Raw genomic sequence first — 17,083 nt, forward strand, 5'->3', positions numbered from 1 at the left:
AGTGTCGGGGGACGTCGTGAACGCACGCTATCATTACGTTCCGCGAAGGGTCTGCACCGTACGCACCGTGGTCACGCGCGGCTATCATGGACGCCGCGTCGTCAAGCGCGTCCGTGTCTGTCGGGTGAGGTGACGTTGATGGTGCCGTCCGCTTCCGGGCGGACGGCATTCAATACAGGCGCGGTGGCCTTACGCCTCCCGCACGACCGTCTTCAGATAATTATACGCCTTGATGATCTCGATCAGGCGATCTTCGGTGGAGCGGTCGCCGCCATTGGCATCGGGGTGGTGCTGCTTCACCAGCGCCTTGTACTTCGTCTTCACGTCGGCGAGCGTCGCACCGGGGCCGAGGCCCATGACCTGGAGCGCCTTGCGCTCGGCGTTCATCACCTTGCGCGTTTCGGCCTTGGGCGGCGCCTCCGGCCCCTTCCGCCAGCCCGTGCGGCCATTGAGCTCCTGAAACATGCTGAACGGATCGAACGCGCCGTCGATCTCGGCTTCTGAGCCCTTCTTGACGCCGCCATTGGCGCCCATCTTCCAGGTCGGACGGTGACCGGTCAGCGCATCCTTCTGGTAGCGCGCGACGGCGTCGGCGTTCATGCCGGAGAAGAAATTGTAGTTCTGGTTGTACTCGCGCACGTGGTCCAGGCAGAAGTGCCAGTATTCGCGCTGGTTCTCGCGGCCCTTGGGCGCGCGGTGACTGCCCTTGTTCTGGCAGCCGGTCCATTCGCAGGCGACCACGGTATCGCGCGGCTTCGCTTCCGCCTGCTTGCCGCGCGGCTTGACGCGGATGGAGTCGAAGAACTTTGATGAATCGATCGGCATGGCTGACTTTGACTACGCAATGCAAAAACCTTCAAGTCTTGACATTGCAATTAGCGTGAGGCCCGGGAGTTGACGGGCCGCGATCGCGTCCCTTAATGGCACTCATGGTCATGAAAGACACTATCAGCAACAAGTTGCAGGAAGCTTTCACGCCGGAAAGCCTGCGGGTCGTCGACGAGTCACATTTGCATGAAGGCCACGCCGGCCATCAGCCCGGCGGCGAGACGCACTTTCGGGTCTATATCGTGTCTGCCGCCTTCAAAGGGAAGAGCCCGGTCGACCGCCATCGCATGATAAATTCGGCGCTCGCCGCGGAACTCTCCGGCGGCGTGCACGCGCTCGCGATCCAGGCGCAGGCGCCTGGGGAAGAGTGATTTGCTCACCCTCCCCTGGAGGGCAGGGCTATCGCAGATGAGGAAACGCGGCGGGAAACTCGCCTGCGGCCATCCTTCGAGACGCCCGCCTCCGGCGGGCCCTCAGGATGAGGGCGGAGCGTCCAGCAGCAGTTTCAAAGGACACCGCTTTGGCGAAGCCTCATCCCGAGGAGACCGCAAAGCGAGATTAGAACGACGTTCCGGCCCGTCTCGGCTTGGTCTCCTCCAGCTCACCCTCGCGTGCCACCGGTGAAATACGGAGCGCGGTGATGCGGTTGCGCTCGCGGCGGAGGACGCGGAAACGGAAGCCGTGGAAGGTAAAACTCTGGCCGCGGTCGGGGATCGAGCGCGCTTCGTGAATGACGAGGCCGGCGACCGTCGTTGCCTCTTCATCGGGCAGGTGCCAGTCCAGCGCGCGGTTGAGATCGCGGATCGGCACGGAGCCGTCGACCACGACGGAGCCGTCGGGCTGACGGCGTACGCCGGTGACCACCACGTCATGCTCGTCGGAGATATCGCCGACGATCTCCTCCAAAATGTCTTCCAGCGTCACGAGGCCTTCGACCTCGCCATACTCGTCGACGACGAGCGCGAAATGGGTCTTGCGACGGCGGAACGCCTTGAGCTGTTGGGATATCGGCCGCATTTCCGGCACGAACCAGGGCGGCAGCATGATGCTCGTGACGTCGATACGCGAGGTATCGCCCTCCGACGCGCGGATGGCCCGCAACAGATCCTTGGCGTGTAGGATGCCGATGATGTTCTCCGACTTGTCGCGCCACAGTGGAATGCGGGTGTACTCGGTGGCCAGCACCTCACGCACCAGCTCCTCCGGCGGCAGGTCGGCATTGATCATCACCATGGCGGTGCGATGAACCATCACGTCGGACACGGTCAGCTCGCCAAGTCGGAAGACATTGTGGATGTATTCGGCCTCGCCGCTCTCGATCTTGCCGTGCACGGCCGATTCCTCGACCAGGCCCTCGATCTCGGAATCCGTCAGGATCTCGTGCTGCGAAAACTCCTGGACCCCGATCAGGCGCAGGATCGCGCTCGAAGCCGCGTTGAGACACCAGCTCAGCGGATAGAACAGCAGGTAGGAGACATGCAGCGGATAGGCGATCCACTGCGACACCGGCATCGGCTCCCTGATCGCAAGCGTTTTCGGCACCTGCTCGCCGATGATGATATGCAGCGAGGAGAAGACCAGGAAACCCGCCACGAACGAGACGAAGTGCAGCGTGGCCTCCGACAAACCGAGCGGCTGGAGGACCGGACTCAGCAGCGCCGACACGGTCGGCTCACCGATCCAACCAAGACCGAGGGAAGCCATGGTGATGCCGAGCTGGCAGCAGGCGAGATAGGATTCGATGTTTCCCATCATCGTCTGCAGCAGGCGGGCGCCGAAGCGATTCTGCTCGACCATGGCCTTGACACGAAAGCCGCGGCTCTTCACGAGCGCAAATTCCGCAGCCACGTAAAACGCGTTGGCGGCGAGCAAGAGGACCGCCAGCAGAAGATTGATCGAGATCGAACTCATGTTTGCCTCGCGACCGCCTCGGCAGTCCCCGCCGTTTCGCGGGCGGCCGGCCTGAACGGTCCCGCCATCACTGCGACAGTTTCGACTGCAGGAAATCGCGCACCAGCGTCGGCTCGACGTCCTTGGCGATCACCGCGCGTCCCACGGCCTCCAGCAGGATGAAAGTGAGCTTGCCGCGCTTGACCTTCTTGTCCTGGGCCATCAGCGCCATCAGCGCATCGGCATCGGCAAGTCCTTCCTGCGCGAAACCGGCGATGTCCTGCAGGCGCGTCGGCAGGCCGGCTTCGATCAGGTGCCGTTCGATCCGCGCCGCGTCCAGCTCGCCGATCATGCCGAGCCTGGCCGAGAACTGCGCCGCGAGCGTCATGCCGATCGCGACGCCCTCGCCGTGGAACAGACGGTCGGAGAAGCCGGTCGCCGCTTCCAGCGCATGACCGAAGGTGTGGCCGAGATTGAGCAGCGCGCGCTCGCCGGTCTCGCGCTCGTCGCGCGAGACGACGCCGGCCTTGGCGCGGCACGAGGTCGCGATCGCGTGCTCGCGGGCCGAGCCGCCCTTGAAGATGTCGGAATGGTTCTTCTCCAGCCAGGTGAAGAAGGCCTCGTCGCCGAGCACGCCGTATTTGGCGACCTCGGCATAGCCGGCGCGGAACTGGCGCGGCGACAGCGTGTCGAGCACGGCGGTGTCGGCGATGACCAGCACCGGCTGGTGGAAGGCGCCGAGCAGATTCTTGCCCTGCGGCGAGTTGATGCCGGTCTTGCCGCCGACGGATGAATCGACCTGCGCGAGAAGCGAGGTCGGCACCTGCACGAAATCGACGCCGCGGCGCAGGATCGCCGCGGCAAAACCGGCGAGATCGCCGACAACGCCGCCACCGAGTGCGATGACGAGATCGTTGCGCTCGATCTTCGCGGCGATCAGGGCTTCGCTGACTTTTTCGAGGCCGGCATAGGTCTTGGAGATCTCGCCTTCCTCGACGACGATGCGCGAGGTCGGAATGCCGCTTGCTGCGAGCGACGCCTCAGTGGGCTCGAGCCAGTACTTTGCAACGGTGCGATCGGTGACAACAGCCGTCCGTACGCCGGGCCGCAAGGCTGCGACCCGTTCTCCCAGCGAAGACAGCACGCCGCGCGCCGATGACGATGTCATAGGCGCGGTCGCCGAGCGCGACGTCGACCTTGACTGGATCGGAATGTTTCAACGGCGCAGTCATCGTACGGCACTCGCAACGTCGGCAGGTGGTTGGGCGGCCTGCCCGCCGCAGAGATGGGCGTGCAGCGCCTCGATGCATTCCTCGACGATCCGGTCGTGCGGCACGTCGCGCGAGGCGATGGTGAGGTCGGCATTGGCATAGACCGGCTCGCGCTGGGCGAGAAGGCGCGTCACGGTTCCTTCGGGATCGGCGGTCTGAAGCAGCGGACGGTCGGCACGACGGCGCACGCGGCGCATGATGACGTCATGGTCCGCCTTCAGCCAGATCGAGATGGCCTTCGCCGCGATGCGCGCGCGTGTCTCCTCGCGCATGAAAGCGCCTCCGCCGGTCGCCAGCACCACGGGACCTCCCTCGAGCAGGCGCGCGATCACGCGGGCCTCGCCATCGCGGAAATACGGCTCGCCATGGGTCGCAAAGATTTCCGGGATGCTCATGCCGGCGTGGGCCACCTCGATTTCGACATCGGCATCGAGAAATCGCAGGCCAAGCCGCGCCGCCAACCGCCGGCCGATGGTGGACTTGCCCACCCCCATCATGCCGACCAGCACGATCGAGCGCGCGCCGAGCGCCGACAGGATGTCGGCCTCAGGGGTCGCTTGTGCTGGCACCGCGGCGTCGGACATGGACCTCGCTCGAACTGCCGCCGGGGGCGGCATGCTTTGGCCACCTATACGATCCCATGGGGGCCCTCGCCAGAGGACTCTTGCCACGAAACGGCGAACATGTTGGATGATTTCATTGGTTAATTTGCCACGACCCTACCCCGAGACCCCAGACCGATGCCGAGCCTATTCCGCTTCCTGACGGGTGTCGCCGTGATCGCCGGCATCGTCTATGGCGTGGTCTTCGCGCTGGCGAACTTCGTCAATCCCAAGCCGCGGGAAATGACGGTGACGATCCCGCCGGATAAATTTCTCAAGAAATAGGCGCTAGCCTCCGAGGCATGCCCACCAAGCCCTCAGACGCCAAGCTCATCGGCCTGTTCCTCGACATGCTCGCGGCGGAACAGGGCGCGGGGCCCAATACGCTCGACGCCTATCGCCGCGACCTGACCGACTTCTCGGAATTTCTGGGCCGCGTCGGCCACAATTTCGTGGACGCGGAAACGCAGACGCTGCGCGACTATCTCGCCGATCTCGAGATCCGCGGCTTCAAATCCACCAGCGTCGCCCGCCGCCTGTCGGCGATGCGGCATCTCTACCGCTTCCTCCTCAATGAGCGCATCCGCGGCGACGATCCCGCGGCGATCCTGTCCGGTCCCAAGCGCGGCCGCGGCCTGCCGAAGGTGCTGTCGATCGCGGATGTCGACCGCATGCTCCGCCGCGCCAAGGAGTTGAGTGAGGCGGAAGATGCCTCGCCCTCCAAACGGCTGCGCGCTCTCAGGCTCTATTGCCTGCTCGAGGTGCTCTATGCCACGGGCCTGCGCGTCTCCGAGCTGGTGGCGCTGCCGCGCTCGGCGGCCAAGCGCGATGCGCGCATGATCGTGGTGCGCGGCAAGGGCAACAAGGAGCGCCTGGTGCCGCTCAACGAGGCCTCGCGGCAGGCGATGGCGGATTACCTCGCCGCGACGGAGGCGGCAAAGACCGAGAAGAAGAAAGACAGCCTCGCCGCCTCGAAATGGCTGTTCCCCTCCTTTGGCGAGAGCGGACATCTGACGCGGCAGCATTTCGCCCGTGATTTGAAAGAGCTCGCGGTCGCCTCCGGCCTGCAGGCCCGGCTGGTCTCCCCGCATGTGCTGCGCCACGCCTTTGCCAGCCACCTCCTGCACAACGGCGCCGATCTGCGCATCGTGCAGACGCTGCTCGGCCACACCGACATCTCCACGACGCAGATCTACACCCATGTGGTCGAGGAGCGGCTGAAGAGCCTGGTGCGCGACCTGCACCCGCTGGCGGAGAAGTGACTGTCGTCCCTGCGAACGCAGGGACCCATACCGCGTGATCTATCCGTGACGGGTCGTGTTAGTATCTTGGGAAGACCGCTTCACTGCCAGTCTTCGCCAAACGTCTCCCTGTGGTTATGGGTCCCTGCGTTCGCAGGGACGACAGCGGGGGAAACGAAACCGCCTTGACTTCGGCCGCATCTCCGCAGAAAGAGCCGGGGCCTCACCGATTGATTTGGCTGGCGCCACACGAGCGCACAAGCCAAACCATTGAAGACGCTAAACTTCTTTCCGCAACGCTAACCTCGCTTCGCTCCAAGGCCCCGCCCCCCTATATTGAGTTGATGCAAGACCAGATGCGCAGCTATCTCGACTTCGAAAAGCCCGTCGCCGAGCTCGACTCCAAGGTCGATGAATTGCGGGCGCTCGCGGCGTCCGGCACCGACATCAGCGACGAGATCGGGCGGATCGAGGACAAGGCGGCGCAGGCGCTGGCCGACCTCTACCAGAACCTGACGCCGTGGCAGAAGACGCTGGTCGCGCGGCATCCGCAGCGGCCGCATTTCAACGACTTCATCAAGGGCCTGATCACCGAATTCACCCCGCTCGCCGGCGACCGCAAGTTCGGCGAGGACGAGGCGCTGGTCGCCGGCTTCGGCCGCTTCCGCGGCGAGCCGATCTGCGTGATGGGCCAGGAGAAGGGCGATTCAACCGAGAGCCGGATCCGGCACAATTTCGGCATGGCGCGGCCGGAAGGCTATCGCAAATGCGTGCGGCTGATGGAGATGGCCGAGCGGTTCGGCCTGCCGGTGCTGTCGCTCGCCGATTCCGCCGGCGCCTATCCCGGCATCGGCGCCGAGGAGCGCGGCCAGGCCGAGGCGATCGCGCGCTCGACCGACGCCTGCCTGGCGCTGACCGTGCCGAACGTCGCCATCATCACCGGCGAGGGCATGTCGGGCGGCGCCATCGCCATCACCACCGCCAACAAGGTGCTGATGCTGGAGCACGCGATCTACAGCGTGATCTCGCCGGAGGCGGCGTCCTCAATCCTCTGGCGCGACGGCACCAAGGCGCAGGAAGCCGCCAACAACATGAAGATCACTGCCCAGGACATGCTCCGCTTCGGCGTGATCGACCAGATCCTGAAGGAGCCGGTCGGCGGCGCCCATCGCGACCCCGCGGCCATGATCGCCACCACGGGCGAAGCCATCGCCAAGGCCTTCGACGAGCTCCGGGACCTCGACGGCGAGGCCATCCGCAAGCAGCGGCGGCAGAAATTCCTCGATATCGGCCGTAAACTGGGCTGATTCGCCCGTTTTAGCGCCGCGACGGCGGTGCGCTCCCTCCCTTGCCTGCGGGGGAGGGTTGGGGAGAGGGTGTCTCCTCTCGCGACATTCCCAATGCGGCGCGAGCCCTCCCGGCCTCCACCGCAAGCGGGGGAGGTGAAGAGCGAGACGGTAACCCCGCATTAACCCTTTTTTTGCCCAAATCGGCGATCTCAGTGGCGGTGGCCGCGTGGTCCAAGTTCCGGCCCAGTTTAAGTCTCTGTTGACCACAGCTTTGGGCCAACGCCCTCGTGATCCCCGCTCGGGTTGCGACCACATGACCCAGAGGTTAGAATTTTAATCAATGGCTTCAGGGCACAAGCGCTGGGGCGTGAGCTGAAAAAGCCCGTCATGACGGGTCCGGTTCGCCGGTCGGATCATGCTCCAGAAGAATTGGGGTTCGCGCTCGCTGCCCGGCACGGTGTGGGGTCCATCTTGATTTCTCGTTCGCTTGCTCGCGCGCTCTTGGCTTCCGTTGCGCTGATGACGGCCGGCGTTCTGCTGACCGGCTGCAACACCGACCAGGTCTCGCTCGCGACCAACGCCAAGGCCAACCAGCCGGTGCCGCCGAAGCTGATCGCTGCGATGGCCGAGAAGGACATGGATCTGCAATCGCCGATCCTGGTCCGCCTGTTCAAGCAGGAAGCCGAGCTCGAGATCTGGAAGCAGACCCGCTCGGGCAAGTTCGCGCTGCTCAAGACCTATCCGATCTGCCGCTGGTCCGGCGACCTCGGCCCCAAGGTGCGCGAAGGCGACCGCCAGGCGCCGGAGGGATTCTACTCGATCAACCCGAGCCAGATGAATCCGCAGTCGGCCTATTACCTGTCCTTCAACACGGGCTATCCGAACGCGTTCGACAAGGCTTTGGGGCGCACCGGCTCGCAGCTGATGGTGCATGGCGATTGCTCATCGCGCGGTTGCTACGCGATGACGGACGAGCAGATCGCGGAGATCTATTCGTTGGGGCGCGAATCCTTCTTCGGCGGCCAGAAGGCGTTCCAGCTGCAGGCCTACCCGTTCAAGATGACGCCGGTGAACATGGCGAGGCACCGGAATAATCCGAACATGCCGTTCTGGAAGATGATCAAGGAAGGCTACGATCATTTCGAGGTGACGCGGCAGGAGCCGAAGGTCGATTTCTGCGAGAAGAAATACGTGTTCGACGCCGCGAAGCCGGCGGATGCCAAGCGCGACCTGGTGTTCGACGCCTCGGCGAAGTGCCCGGCCTATGTGATCCCAGAGGAGATCGCCGAGGCCGTGCGCGGGAAGCAGGCCAAGGACGAAACGGAATACGCCAGGCTCGTCGCCAAGGGCACGCCGGTGGCGCGCATGAACACCGGCATCGACGGCGGCATGAACAAGGTGTTCGCCGCCAAGATTCCGGAGGGCTCGACCGGCCTCTCCGAGGGCGCCGAAGGCACCACGCTGCAGATGCTGGCGATGGCGAAGGCGCCGGGCACGATCCCCGGCCACGTCAATCCGCCCAAGCCGAATCTCGACGCGGTGGCATCCGCGCCGGCACCGCAGGAAGAGCCGGTCGCAGCCGTCAGCGCGCCCGCAACCACGCGCGTCGCCGCAGTTGCGCCGACGGAGAAAGCTCAAGAGAAATCCCAGGAGAAATCCTCGGGCGGCGGCTTCTTCTCGAACCTTGGCCGCAAGATGGGCCTCGGCACCGCCGACACCACGGCGACCACGCCTCCGCCGCAAGCCACGGCGTCCGTGGCGCCGGCCCAGACCTCCGTGACGCCGCCCACGGCAGCGTCGAGGCTCAAGGCCGCAGTGACCCGCTTCGTGCCGGGGCATGACAAGTCCAAGGATGCCGCAAAGGACGCGCCGAAGCCGGCTGTTGCCGCCGCCAAGCCCGCCGAGCCGGCAAAGCCGGACACCCGCCTTGCCGCGACGCGCCCGGCGCTGAAGCCGTCGGTCTCGGACGGCGCGGGTGAAGCGACGCATATCATGGGCGCCGCGCCGGTGGTGCAGTCGAACTCGTTCGACAGCCGCTTTGGGGCGGTGAAGTAGGGGCGACGTTCTCCGCGCTATCCCAGCCTGATGCCGTCATTCCCCGCGAAGGCGGGAACGACGGTTGAGAGCGGGTGACAATGTCGCGCCTCATCCGCAGGCGCGCAGCGCGATCCTACGGCGCCAGATACCGCATCAGCTCCGGATTGTCCCTGACCTCGCCCGCCTCGCCCTGCAGCGCGACCCTGCCGCGGTCGAGGACGTAGGCGTAGTCGGCGACGCGCAGCGCCAGGTCGAGGTGCTGCTCGACGATGATGACGGCGATCTCCTTGGCGAGATCGATCAGGCGCTCGGTGATCTCCTCGATCACGCCGATCCAGACGCCTTCGGTCGGCTCGTCCAGCAGCAGCAGTTTCGGATCGCCCAGCATGGCGCGGCCGATGGCGAGCATCTTGCGCTCGCCGCCGGAGAGCGTGCCGGCGGGCTGGTCGAGGCGTTGGCCAAGCTTGGGGAAGATGGTCAGCACGTGATCCACTGCGTCGGCCTTCTTGCTCGCGAGCGAGCCGACCGCGAGATTGTCGCGCACCGACAGGCGCGCGAACACCGAATGCTCCTGCGGGACGTAGCCGATGCCGGCGCGGACGCGCTCCTGGGTGGCGCGGCGGCTGATGTCGCGGCCGTCGAAGCCGATCTCGCCCTTCCATGCCGGCAGCTCGCCGACGATGGTCTTCATCAGCGTGGTCTTGCCGGCGCCGTTGCGGCCGAGCACGGCGACGCCGCCGCGCCAGGGAATACCGAGGCTGACGTCGAACAGGACCTGGCTGCGGCCGTAGCCGGCGTCGAGATGCTTGATGTCCAAAAATTCAGGCACGGCGCAGATAGATCTCCTGGACGGCCTTGTTGGCCTGGATCTCGGACACCGTGCCCGATGCCAGCACCTTGCCCTGGTCGAGCACGGTGAGGCGATCGCAGATGTCGCGGATGAAATCGAGGTCGTGCTCGACGATGACGAGGGAGCAATGCTGCTTGATCGGCTGCAGCAATTCGCCGGTGACGCGGCGCTCCTCCAGGCTCATGCCGCCGGTGGGCTCGTCCAGCAGCAGCAGCTTCGGCTTGCCGGCGAGCGCCATCGCGATCTCCAGCCATTGCTGCTGGCCGTGCGACAGCGCCGCCGCCGCATCGAAGGCGCGGTCGGCGAGGCGGAACTGGGTCAGCATGGTCATGACCTGGTCGTGCAGGAGCCCGCGCGTGCGCGAGAACACGAGGTCGAGCAGCGAGCACTGCGCCTGCAGCGCGAGCAGGATGTTGTCGTAGAGCGTCAGCGTCGGCAGCACGCTGGTGATCTGGAATTTCAGGCTCATGCCGGCCCGCGCCCGCTCGGTCGGCGTGAAGGCGGTGATATCGGTGTTGACGAAGGAGACCTTGCCCTGCGTCGGCACCTCGGCGCCGGCGATGCACTTCATCAGCGTGCTCTTGCCGGAGCCGTTCGGACCGATCAGGCCGTGAAATTCGTTCTCGCCGACGGTGAGCGCCGCGCCATCGAGCGCCGTGAGCTTGCCGAAGACCTTCTTGATGCCGGCGGCCTCAAGGAGCGGCATTGCGCTTCTCCTTTGGCTTCGCACCGAAGCTGCCGACCCGCTCGCGCTCGCCGAGCACGAAGCTGATCAGGCCGAGCGGCCGGAACAGGATCACGAGCAGCAGCAAGAGGCCCAGGATGATCGGCCAGACGTCACGATAATTGTCCGACAGCCAGAAGCTGACGCCCTCGACGATGACGGTGCCGATGACGGCGCCGATCAGCGTGCCGGAGCCGCCGAACAGCACGTAGAGCACGACCTGGGTCGAGACCACGACGCCGACCATGTTGGGCCAGACGAAGCCCTCGTGGAAGGCGTAGAGGCTGCCGGCAAGGCCGGAAATGGCGCCGCCGATGGTGAAGATGATGGCCTTCTGCGCCTTGTAGCCGAAGAAGGCGATGCGCTGCTCGTTCTCGCGCAGGCCGGCGAGCGCGAGGCCGAACTGCGAGCGCACCAGGAAGCGGCAGAGCAGGTAGACGACGACGAGAATGCCGAGCACGAGATAGTAGAAGGCCGGACCTTCCGTGAACTCGTAGCCGCCGAGCGACATCGGCGCGATCGAGGGAATGCCGTTCTGGCCGCCGAGATAATACCAGCCGCGCGCCAGGCGGTCGGCAGCATAGGAGCCGGTGAGCGTACCCAGCGACACGAAGATCACGCTCGAGGGATGCCGTCCGAGCAGCAGGAAGCCGCCGAGCAGGAGCGCCGAGGCGAGTCCGATGATGGTCCCCGCCGGCAGCACCAGGAGGATGTTGGTGATGTCGAGGTCGCGCGCGAGCAGCGCGACGCCGTAGCCGGCCGAACCGAAGAACAGGGCCTGGCCGAAGCTCATGATGCCGGCATAGCCCCAGACCAGGTCGAACGACAGCGCGAACAGCGCCAGGATGATCACCCGCGTCGCGAACACCGTGAGATAGTCCTGCAGCACCAGCGGCGCGAGCAGCGCCGCGACCAGCACGACGCCCTCCACGATCGGCAGGATATTTCGTCCCGACGCCGCGCTCTTGGCCACCGGAAGGTCCGCGTCGCTGCCAACGTTGACGTGGACAGCCTGCTTAGCCGCACCCATGGACTTCAGCATTTCGAATTCGACATCGTGGGATCAATCCGCCTGGTCGTGGTTCACCTCTCCCCAACGGGGAGAGGTGAAGGGAGAGCCTCTCGGCTGGTACGGATGCAAGTCAACTGACGATGACCCGGCATGTGTCGTCAGCATTCCTTGGGATCGACGAGGCCGTTGCTGCGGGCGACGATCTCGTAGTTCCCACCCTTGGCGACCGCGGTGTACATCTTCATCTTGCAGTGCCGCTTGCCCGGCACCATCTCGGCCGGCCCGCCCGGACCTTCCGCGATCTTGGCGTGGTCGAGCGCGGCGGCGACCGACTCGCGATCGATCTTGCCCGCTTCCTTGACCGCAGCCTCCCACAGCTTCAGGCCGCGATAGGTACCGGTGGCGGCGCTGCCGGCGGCGAACAGGAAGTTGCCGGGGAAATCCTTCTCGTACGCGGCCTGGATCTTGGCGTCGAACGGGTTTTCCTTGGTCAGCACCTTGAAATAGTCGAGGCAGCTCGCGAGGCCCTCGATCTCCGCGGCCTGGTTGATGTTGAGCGTGTTCTCGTCATAGTAGACGCAGGCGAGCCGTCCGCCGTTCTTGAGGAAGCCCGCTTCATAGAGCTGCTTGAAGAACGGACCGACGCCCGGCGGGATGACGGTGTTGAAGACGACGTCGACCTTGTTGGAGATGATGCGGTTGACGGTCGAGGAGAAGTCGACCTGGTCGAGCGGGTAGTATTCCTCGAACACGACCTCGCCGCCGTTGGCTTCGATCACCTTGCGGGCGTAGACGTTGAGCGTGTGCGGCCAGACGTAGTTGGCGCTGGGCAGCGCGAACTTCTTGCCGCCGTTCTTGATCAGCCAGGGGATGAACTCGTCGCACTGCTGCGCCGGCGTCGGGCCGGTGCAGAACAGGTAGGGCGTGCACTCCTTGCCTTCGTAGAGCTGCGGATAGATGTAGAGCGTCTTGCCGCGGGCGACGATCGGATCCTTGATCGCATTGCGCATCGACGAGGTGATGCCGCCGAGCACCATGTCGACCTTGTCGCGCTGGATCAGCTTTCGCACGTTGCCGACGGCCACGGATTCGTTGGACGCGGTGTCCTCGATATAGAGCTCGAGCGGACGGCCGAGCAGGCCGCCGGCCGCGTTGATCTCCTTGATCACCATTTTCGCGACGTTGGCGTCGGCGTTGCCGGCATAGGCGATGGGGCCGGTGAGGTCGGTGGCGATGCCGACCTTGATCGGGCCCTCGGCCGCATTGGCCCAGGGCGCCGGGATCACCCAGCTGCCGACACCGGTTGCGACCGCGCCGGACGCAAATGCGAAATTGGAGAGGAAACGACGTCGCGTGAGCTGAATACGATCGAGCATGTGATTAAACCCCTTTTCCAGCGATGAGGCCCTGCGGGCGGAATTTGATGAAGACAATGGCGAGCACGAAGACGAGGACATCGGCGACGACGGGCGCCATCACCCAGGGCAGAGCGGCGCTGAGGGTGCCGATGACGCCGGCGCCGGCGACCGGACCGATGAAGGAGCCGACGCCGCCGACCATGACCGCGACAAAGCCCTGGATCAGGAAGCGCAGCCCGAGATCGGCGTAGAGGCTGAACACCGGCACGATCAGCGCGCCGGCGAGCGCGGAGCCGAACGCGAAGGTGGCGCCGTACATCAAGGGCGTGGAGATGCCGGAGGCGCGCGCCAGCGACGGGTTCTCCAGCGTGGCGCGCATGCGCAGGCCGAAGCTGGTGCGCGAGAGCAGCAGGTAACAGCCGCCCATCACCAGCAGCGTGATGACGATGATGGTAAAGCGCCAGGCCGAGATGTGCATGGCGCCGATGTCGATCGAGCCGCCGATCGGCTCCGGCACGGTGAGATAGAAGCCGCCGATCAGCCCGCGCACGGATTCGCGGATGATCAGGCCGAGCGCATAGGTGCCGAGCATGGCGACGATGGGCGCGGCGTAGAAGCGGCGGATGATCAGCGCTTCCAGCACGAAGCCGAGCGCGCCGACGACGAAGGGTGCCGCGACCATGCCGGCCCAGATCGGCAGGCCCCTGGCATAGGCGAGATAGGTGATGTAGGCGCCGAGCAGGACGAACTCGCCCTGCGCGAAGTTGAAGATGCCCATCATGCTGGCGATGATCCCGAGCCCCAGCACGATCAGAACGATGATCGCCCCGAAGCTCAGGATCTCGAACGTCGCGACGAACGCATTAGCCATGCGCCGGAGCCTTTCCCGTTCCGATGGAATCGGAACGGGCCTCTAGAATGCAGTTTCGACGCGTTTTCCTGACGCGAACCGGGGTCCAGTTCGCGCGAAAACGCCCTGGTGTTCTGCCCACCTGCATCAACACCTCGTTCACATCTTCTTCCAATCGCCGATCTGCTCGAAGGCATGGGCGGCGCGGTAGATGGTCGTCTCCTCGAACATGCGGCCGACCAGCATCAGGCCGGCGGGCAGGCCATCGACCATGCCGCAAGGCAGCGACATCGCGGGATGATGCGTGATGTCGAACGGCGCGGTGTTGGAGATCATCTCGAGCGCGCGGGCGACATACTCCTCGCGGCTGGCATTGGGCTCCGGCAGCTTGGTCGCCTTCATCGGCGTGGTCGGCATCAAAAGGAGATCGTAATCCCTGAACGCCTTGTCGTAGGCCGCGGTCAGCCGGCGCGAGATGTTGAGCGCCTTGCCGTAGAAGCGCGGACCGAAATTGTTGTTGATGTAGGTGCCGAGCATCATGAACAGCTTCGTGGTCTCCGACAGTGAATCGGCCTGCCGGCGCCAGCCACGGTGGAAATCCATCAGCGAGGTCGAATAGAGGTCGCCGCGGCTGAGGCCGTAGCCGTCGCCGAACATCATGGTCTGGGTCAGGCCTTCGGTGCCGATCGGGGTCCAGATCGCGCCGCCCAGGAGGTGCATCGGGATCGAGACGGTCTCGACGGTGGCGCCGAGATCCTTGAAACGCTTTGCCGCCTCGCGCACGCTTTCATTCACCGCAGCCTCCGCCCCCGGCTGCTCGAAACCTTCCTTGACGATGCCGATCTTCATGCCCTTGACGCCCTGGCCGAGCGCCTTGGTGTATTCCTCGACCTTCGGAGCCTTGATGCGAGGATCGTAGCCGTCGTCGCCGGCGAGCACTTCGAGCAGCAGCGCGTTGTCGGCGACCGTCGCGGTCATCGGGCCGGTATGGTCGACATAGATCTCGATCGGCATGATCCCGGTGTAGGGCACGAGGCCCCAGGTCGGCTTCATCCCGTAGATGCCGCAGAACGAGGACGGCATGCGGATCGAGCCGCCCTGATCGCCCCCGATCGCCATGTCGACCTCGCCGAGCGCGACCACGACGCCCGAGCCCGACGACGAGCCGCCGGCCGAGTAACCCATCTTGTGCGGATTATGCACCGGCCCGTAGGAGCCGGTGTGGCTGCCGCCGGACAGGCAGAAGTGCTCGCAATGCACCTTGCCCTTGATCTCGGCGCCGGCATCCAGCATGCGCGTGACGATGGTGGCGTCGAAATCGGGCACATAGCCCTCCAGCGTCGACGACCCGTTGGTCATGGGAACGCCAGCCAGCATGATGTTGTCCTTCAGGGCAATGGTCTTGCCCTTCAACTTGCCGCTGGCCGCACCTTTCACGGTCGATTTGCGATACCAGGCATTGCGCGGGTTCTCTTCCGGCGAGGGACGGTAGCCGGGCGTGCGCGGGTACTTCACCTCCGGCACCTCGTCCGGCATCGCGGCAACGAGATTGTAGGCCTCGATCGAGCCCTGCATCAGGCCGCGGAACGAGGTGACGTCGTCGTCGGTCAGCGAAAGGCCGCACTGCTCGGCGACGCTGCGAAGTTGGTCGGGCGTGGGAAGGACAACTGTCACGGGCGCTCTCCTTGAAGGCTTCTTGATTCCTGGCGTTGAACGGAAGCCTTCCGCCGGCGCCTGCACGGCGCGGGCCAATCTGGCTTCGCGGCGATACTACAGACGGAAATATTTTCCTTTTCAAGTATTATTTCGCTAGACGGCTGCGACGTATCGGCGGCCGCACTCAGAACGTCTTGATGATCCTGAAGTCGAGACCGTCGGCTTCAGCGAAGTACATCGGCATCTCGGCGCGGCCGTCGCGAACAGTCACGGGACCGCGGCCGGCCGAATAGACGGTGTTGCGCGCGGCCTTCAGCAGCGGACGAAACGCCAGCGAGCCGGCGCGGTTGGCCACGGACTCCAGGAAGCGCAACCCTTCATAATTCGACTGGCCGACGGAGCCGACCGGCGGCGCATTGGCGCCGAACATCGCTTCGTATCCGCTGAGGAACTCGTCGTTGGCGCGTGAAGCCATGCAATTGAAATAGCCGGAAGCGCAGAACAGATTCTCGGTGTTGTCGGCGCCGATGCCGAGCAGGACGGTCTCGTCCATCGCGCCCCCGAGCCGCAGCGTCGAGGTGGCAAGGCCCGCTTCGGCGAAGGCGCGGTTGAAGGTGATGCTGTCGGTGCCGATCAGGGAGATCAGCACCACGTCGGGCCTGGCGGCGCGGATGCGCGCCAGATGCGGCTCGTGATTGTCCTCGCCGACCGGAACGAACTCCTCGCCGACGACCTGGCCGCCCGCTTCCTTGATGTAGCGCTTCACCGCGCGATGCGACTGCCAGGGCCAGACGTAGTCGCTGCCGATCAGGTACCAGCGCGCCGCCTTCTTGACCTCCGCGAGCCAATGGATCGAGGGCCGGCTCTGCCAGCGCGGCGTCTCGCCGATCGCCATGACCCCCGGCGTGCGCTCGCCGCCTTCATAGACCGGGGTGTAAATATAGGGGATGCGGTTGCCGGTGACCTCGCGCAGCGCGACGCGGACGGCGCTGATATGCGAGCCCATGATCAGGTCGACCTCGTCGAAGGCGATCGCCTGCTCGGCGCGGCGAACCACCTCGTCGATCGGGCCGCCGGAATCGTAGATCGACAGCTCCAGCTCGCGACCCAGAATCCCGCCGCGCTTGTTGATCTCGGCGACCGCCAGCATCGCGCTATTGGTGGAACTCGGGCCCCAGATTCCGGGCGAGCCGGTGAAGGTAAGGAAATTGCCGATGCGCAGCTTGTTGCGCGCGCCGCGCCGCTTCATGAAATGCGCATCGACCGGGGACAGGTCGAAATCCGCCGCCGATGACGACAAATTCCTGAACAGCAGGGACGGCGGCAACGCCGGGCCGCCATGAGCCGGGAGGTTCACCGTCGCGCGCACGCCAACTCCTGTCCGGGACCAGACCTGAAAGCACATTCTTCGGGCGGCTGCGGCTTCCGCCCTTTTGTTAGGCAATGATCCTATTTTGAAAATATTGAATGTTCAA

15 protein-coding genes and 1 pseudogene are annotated in these 17,083 nt (G+C 65.1%); 5 read left to right on the forward strand and 11 right to left on the reverse strand.

Annotated features, from left to right (window positions below; genetic code table 11):
* Nucleotides 1–189: 189 nt before the first annotated feature.
* A complete protein-coding gene (locus ABIF91_RS13950) occupies nucleotides 190–825 on the reverse strand; it encodes a J domain-containing protein (RefSeq protein ID WP_028177479.1) in 636 nt (211 codons plus the stop codon).
* A gap of 104 nt (nucleotides 826–929) precedes the next feature.
* Here ABIF91_RS13950 and ABIF91_RS13955 point away from each other — a divergent pair, with 104 nt between their 5' ends.
* Nucleotides 930–1,199 carry a BolA family protein gene (locus ABIF91_RS13955; RefSeq protein WP_028177478.1) on the forward strand — a complete coding sequence of 90 codons (270 nt, stop codon included), beginning with the start codon at nucleotides 930–932 and terminating at the stop codon, nucleotides 1,197–1,199.
* A 187-nt stretch (nucleotides 1,200–1,386) separates the two neighbouring features.
* On the opposite strand, the gene ABIF91_RS13960 is transcribed toward ABIF91_RS13955, so the two are convergent.
* The 3 genes and pseudogenes from ABIF91_RS13960 to ABIF91_RS13970 form a co-directional block, all read right to left on the reverse strand.
* A complete protein-coding gene (locus tag ABIF91_RS13960) occupies nucleotides 1,387–2,739 on the reverse strand; it encodes a hemolysin family protein (protein ID WP_028177477.1) in 1,353 nt (450 codons plus the stop codon).
* Nucleotides 2,740–2,806: 67 nt separating this feature from the next.
* A pseudogene (gene aroB / locus ABIF91_RS13965) lies at nucleotides 2,807–3,950 on the reverse strand (3-dehydroquinate synthase).
* Nucleotides 3,947–4,573 (reverse strand): shikimate kinase, encoded by a 627-nt coding sequence (locus tag ABIF91_RS13970; protein ID WP_035669502.1) that lies wholly within the window; start codon nucleotides 4,571–4,573, stop codon nucleotides 3,947–3,949. Before ABIF91_RS13970 ends, aroB begins: the two are co-directional and overlap by 4 nt.
* Before the next feature lie 156 nt (nucleotides 4,574–4,729).
* Here ABIF91_RS13970 and ABIF91_RS13975 point away from each other — a divergent pair, with 156 nt between their 5' ends.
* The 4 genes from ABIF91_RS13975 to ABIF91_RS13990 all read left to right on the forward strand — a co-directional run bounded on the left by ABIF91_RS13975 (nucleotide 4,730) and on the right by ABIF91_RS13990 (nucleotide 9,176).
* Complete coding sequence (locus ABIF91_RS13975; protein WP_424579203.1) at nucleotides 4,730–4,876, forward strand: histidine kinase; 147 nt, start codon at nucleotides 4,730–4,732, stop codon at nucleotides 4,874–4,876.
* Between the two features lie 17 nt (nucleotides 4,877–4,893).
* Complete coding sequence (gene xerD, locus ABIF91_RS13980) at nucleotides 4,894–5,853, forward strand: site-specific tyrosine recombinase XerD (protein ID WP_028177474.1); 960 nt, start codon at nucleotides 4,894–4,896, stop codon at nucleotides 5,851–5,853.
* Between the two features lie 323 nt (nucleotides 5,854–6,176).
* A complete protein-coding gene (locus tag ABIF91_RS13985; RefSeq protein WP_028177473.1) occupies nucleotides 6,177–7,139 on the forward strand; it encodes an acetyl-CoA carboxylase carboxyltransferase subunit alpha in 963 nt (320 codons plus the stop codon).
* A 501-nt stretch (nucleotides 7,140–7,640) separates the two neighbouring features.
* Entirely contained in the window at nucleotides 7,641–9,176 is a 1,536-nt protein-coding gene (locus ABIF91_RS13990; RefSeq protein WP_245285424.1) for a L,D-transpeptidase family protein, read from the forward strand.
* A gap of 115 nt (nucleotides 9,177–9,291) precedes the next feature.
* On the opposite strand, the gene ABIF91_RS13995 is transcribed toward ABIF91_RS13990, so the two are convergent.
* The 7 genes from ABIF91_RS13995 to ABIF91_RS14025 form a co-directional block, all read right to left on the reverse strand.
* Nucleotides 9,292–9,987, reverse strand: a complete 696-nt coding sequence (locus ABIF91_RS13995; protein ID WP_028177471.1) for an ABC transporter ATP-binding protein — start codon at nucleotides 9,985–9,987, stop codon at nucleotides 9,292–9,294.
* Complete coding sequence (locus ABIF91_RS14000; RefSeq protein WP_028177470.1) at nucleotides 9,980–10,714, reverse strand: ABC transporter ATP-binding protein; 735 nt, start codon at nucleotides 10,712–10,714, stop codon at nucleotides 9,980–9,982. The genes ABIF91_RS13995 and ABIF91_RS14000 overlap by 8 nt, the downstream gene beginning before the upstream one ends.
* Nucleotides 10,701–11,774 (reverse strand): branched-chain amino acid ABC transporter permease, encoded by a 1,074-nt coding sequence (locus tag ABIF91_RS14005; protein ID WP_424579204.1) that lies wholly within the window; start codon nucleotides 11,772–11,774, stop codon nucleotides 10,701–10,703. Before ABIF91_RS14005 ends, ABIF91_RS14000 begins: the two co-directional genes overlap by 14 nt.
* A gap of 128 nt (nucleotides 11,775–11,902) precedes the next feature.
* Complete coding sequence (locus ABIF91_RS14010; protein WP_028177468.1) at nucleotides 11,903–13,120, reverse strand: substrate-binding protein; 1,218 nt, start codon at nucleotides 13,118–13,120, stop codon at nucleotides 11,903–11,905.
* A gap of 4 nt (nucleotides 13,121–13,124) precedes the next feature.
* Nucleotides 13,125–13,973, reverse strand: a complete 849-nt coding sequence (locus ABIF91_RS14015) for a branched-chain amino acid ABC transporter permease (protein WP_424579205.1) — start codon at nucleotides 13,971–13,973, stop codon at nucleotides 13,125–13,127.
* 138 nt (nucleotides 13,974–14,111) lie between these two features.
* Complete coding sequence (locus ABIF91_RS14020) at nucleotides 14,112–15,626, reverse strand: amidase (protein WP_028177466.1); 1,515 nt, start codon at nucleotides 15,624–15,626, stop codon at nucleotides 14,112–14,114.
* Nucleotides 15,627–15,792: 166 nt separating this feature from the next.
* On the reverse strand, nucleotides 15,793–17,013 hold the full coding sequence (locus ABIF91_RS14025; protein ID WP_155251801.1) for a substrate-binding domain-containing protein: 1,221 nt from the start codon (nucleotides 17,011–17,013) through the stop codon (nucleotides 15,793–15,795).
* Nucleotides 17,014–17,083 lie beyond the last annotated feature (70 nt).

This window comes from Bradyrhizobium sp. USDA 241 (assembly GCF_049739505.1).
GTDB classification, from domain to species: domain Bacteria; phylum Pseudomonadota; class Alphaproteobacteria; order Rhizobiales; family Xanthobacteraceae; genus Bradyrhizobium; species Bradyrhizobium liaoningense.

Bases quoted from the DNA above. Each gene is read 5' to 3' on its own strand.
- ABIF91_RS13950 (WP_028177479.1), bottom strand. From the start codon at position 825: ATGCCGATCGATTCATCAAAGTTCTTCGACTCCATCCGCGTCAAGCCG.
- ABIF91_RS13955 (WP_028177478.1), top strand. From the start codon at position 930: ATGGTCATGAAAGACACTATCAGCAACAAGTTGCAGGAAGCTTTCACG.
- ABIF91_RS13960 (WP_028177477.1), bottom strand. From the start codon at position 2,739: ATGAGTTCGATCTCGATCAATCTTCTGCTGGCGGTCCTCTTGCTCGCC.
- ABIF91_RS13970 (WP_035669502.1), bottom strand. From the start codon at position 4,573: ATGTCCGACGCCGCGGTGCCAGCACAAGCGACCCCTGAGGCCGACATC.
- ABIF91_RS13975 (WP_424579203.1), top strand. From the start codon at position 4,730: ATGCCGAGCCTATTCCGCTTCCTGACGGGTGTCGCCGTGATCGCCGGC.
- xerD (WP_028177474.1), top strand. From the start codon at position 4,894: ATGCCCACCAAGCCCTCAGACGCCAAGCTCATCGGCCTGTTCCTCGAC.
- ABIF91_RS13985 (WP_028177473.1), top strand. From the start codon at position 6,177: ATGCAAGACCAGATGCGCAGCTATCTCGACTTCGAAAAGCCCGTCGCC.
- ABIF91_RS13990 (WP_245285424.1), top strand. From the start codon at position 7,641: ATGACGGCCGGCGTTCTGCTGACCGGCTGCAACACCGACCAGGTCTCG.
- ABIF91_RS14000 (WP_028177470.1), bottom strand. From the start codon at position 10,714: ATGCCGCTCCTTGAGGCCGCCGGCATCAAGAAGGTCTTCGGCAAGCTC.
- ABIF91_RS14005 (WP_424579204.1), bottom strand. From the start codon at position 11,774: ATGCTGAAGTCCATGGGTGCGGCTAAGCAGGCTGTCCACGTCAACGTT.
- ABIF91_RS14010 (WP_028177468.1), bottom strand. From the start codon at position 13,120: ATGCTCGATCGTATTCAGCTCACGCGACGTCGTTTCCTCTCCAATTTC.
- ABIF91_RS14015 (WP_424579205.1), bottom strand. From the start codon at position 13,973: ATGGCTAATGCGTTCGTCGCGACGTTCGAGATCCTGAGCTTCGGGGCG.
- ABIF91_RS14025 (WP_155251801.1), bottom strand. From the start codon at position 17,013: ATGTGCTTTCAGGTCTGGTCCCGGACAGGAGTTGGCGTGCGCGCGACG.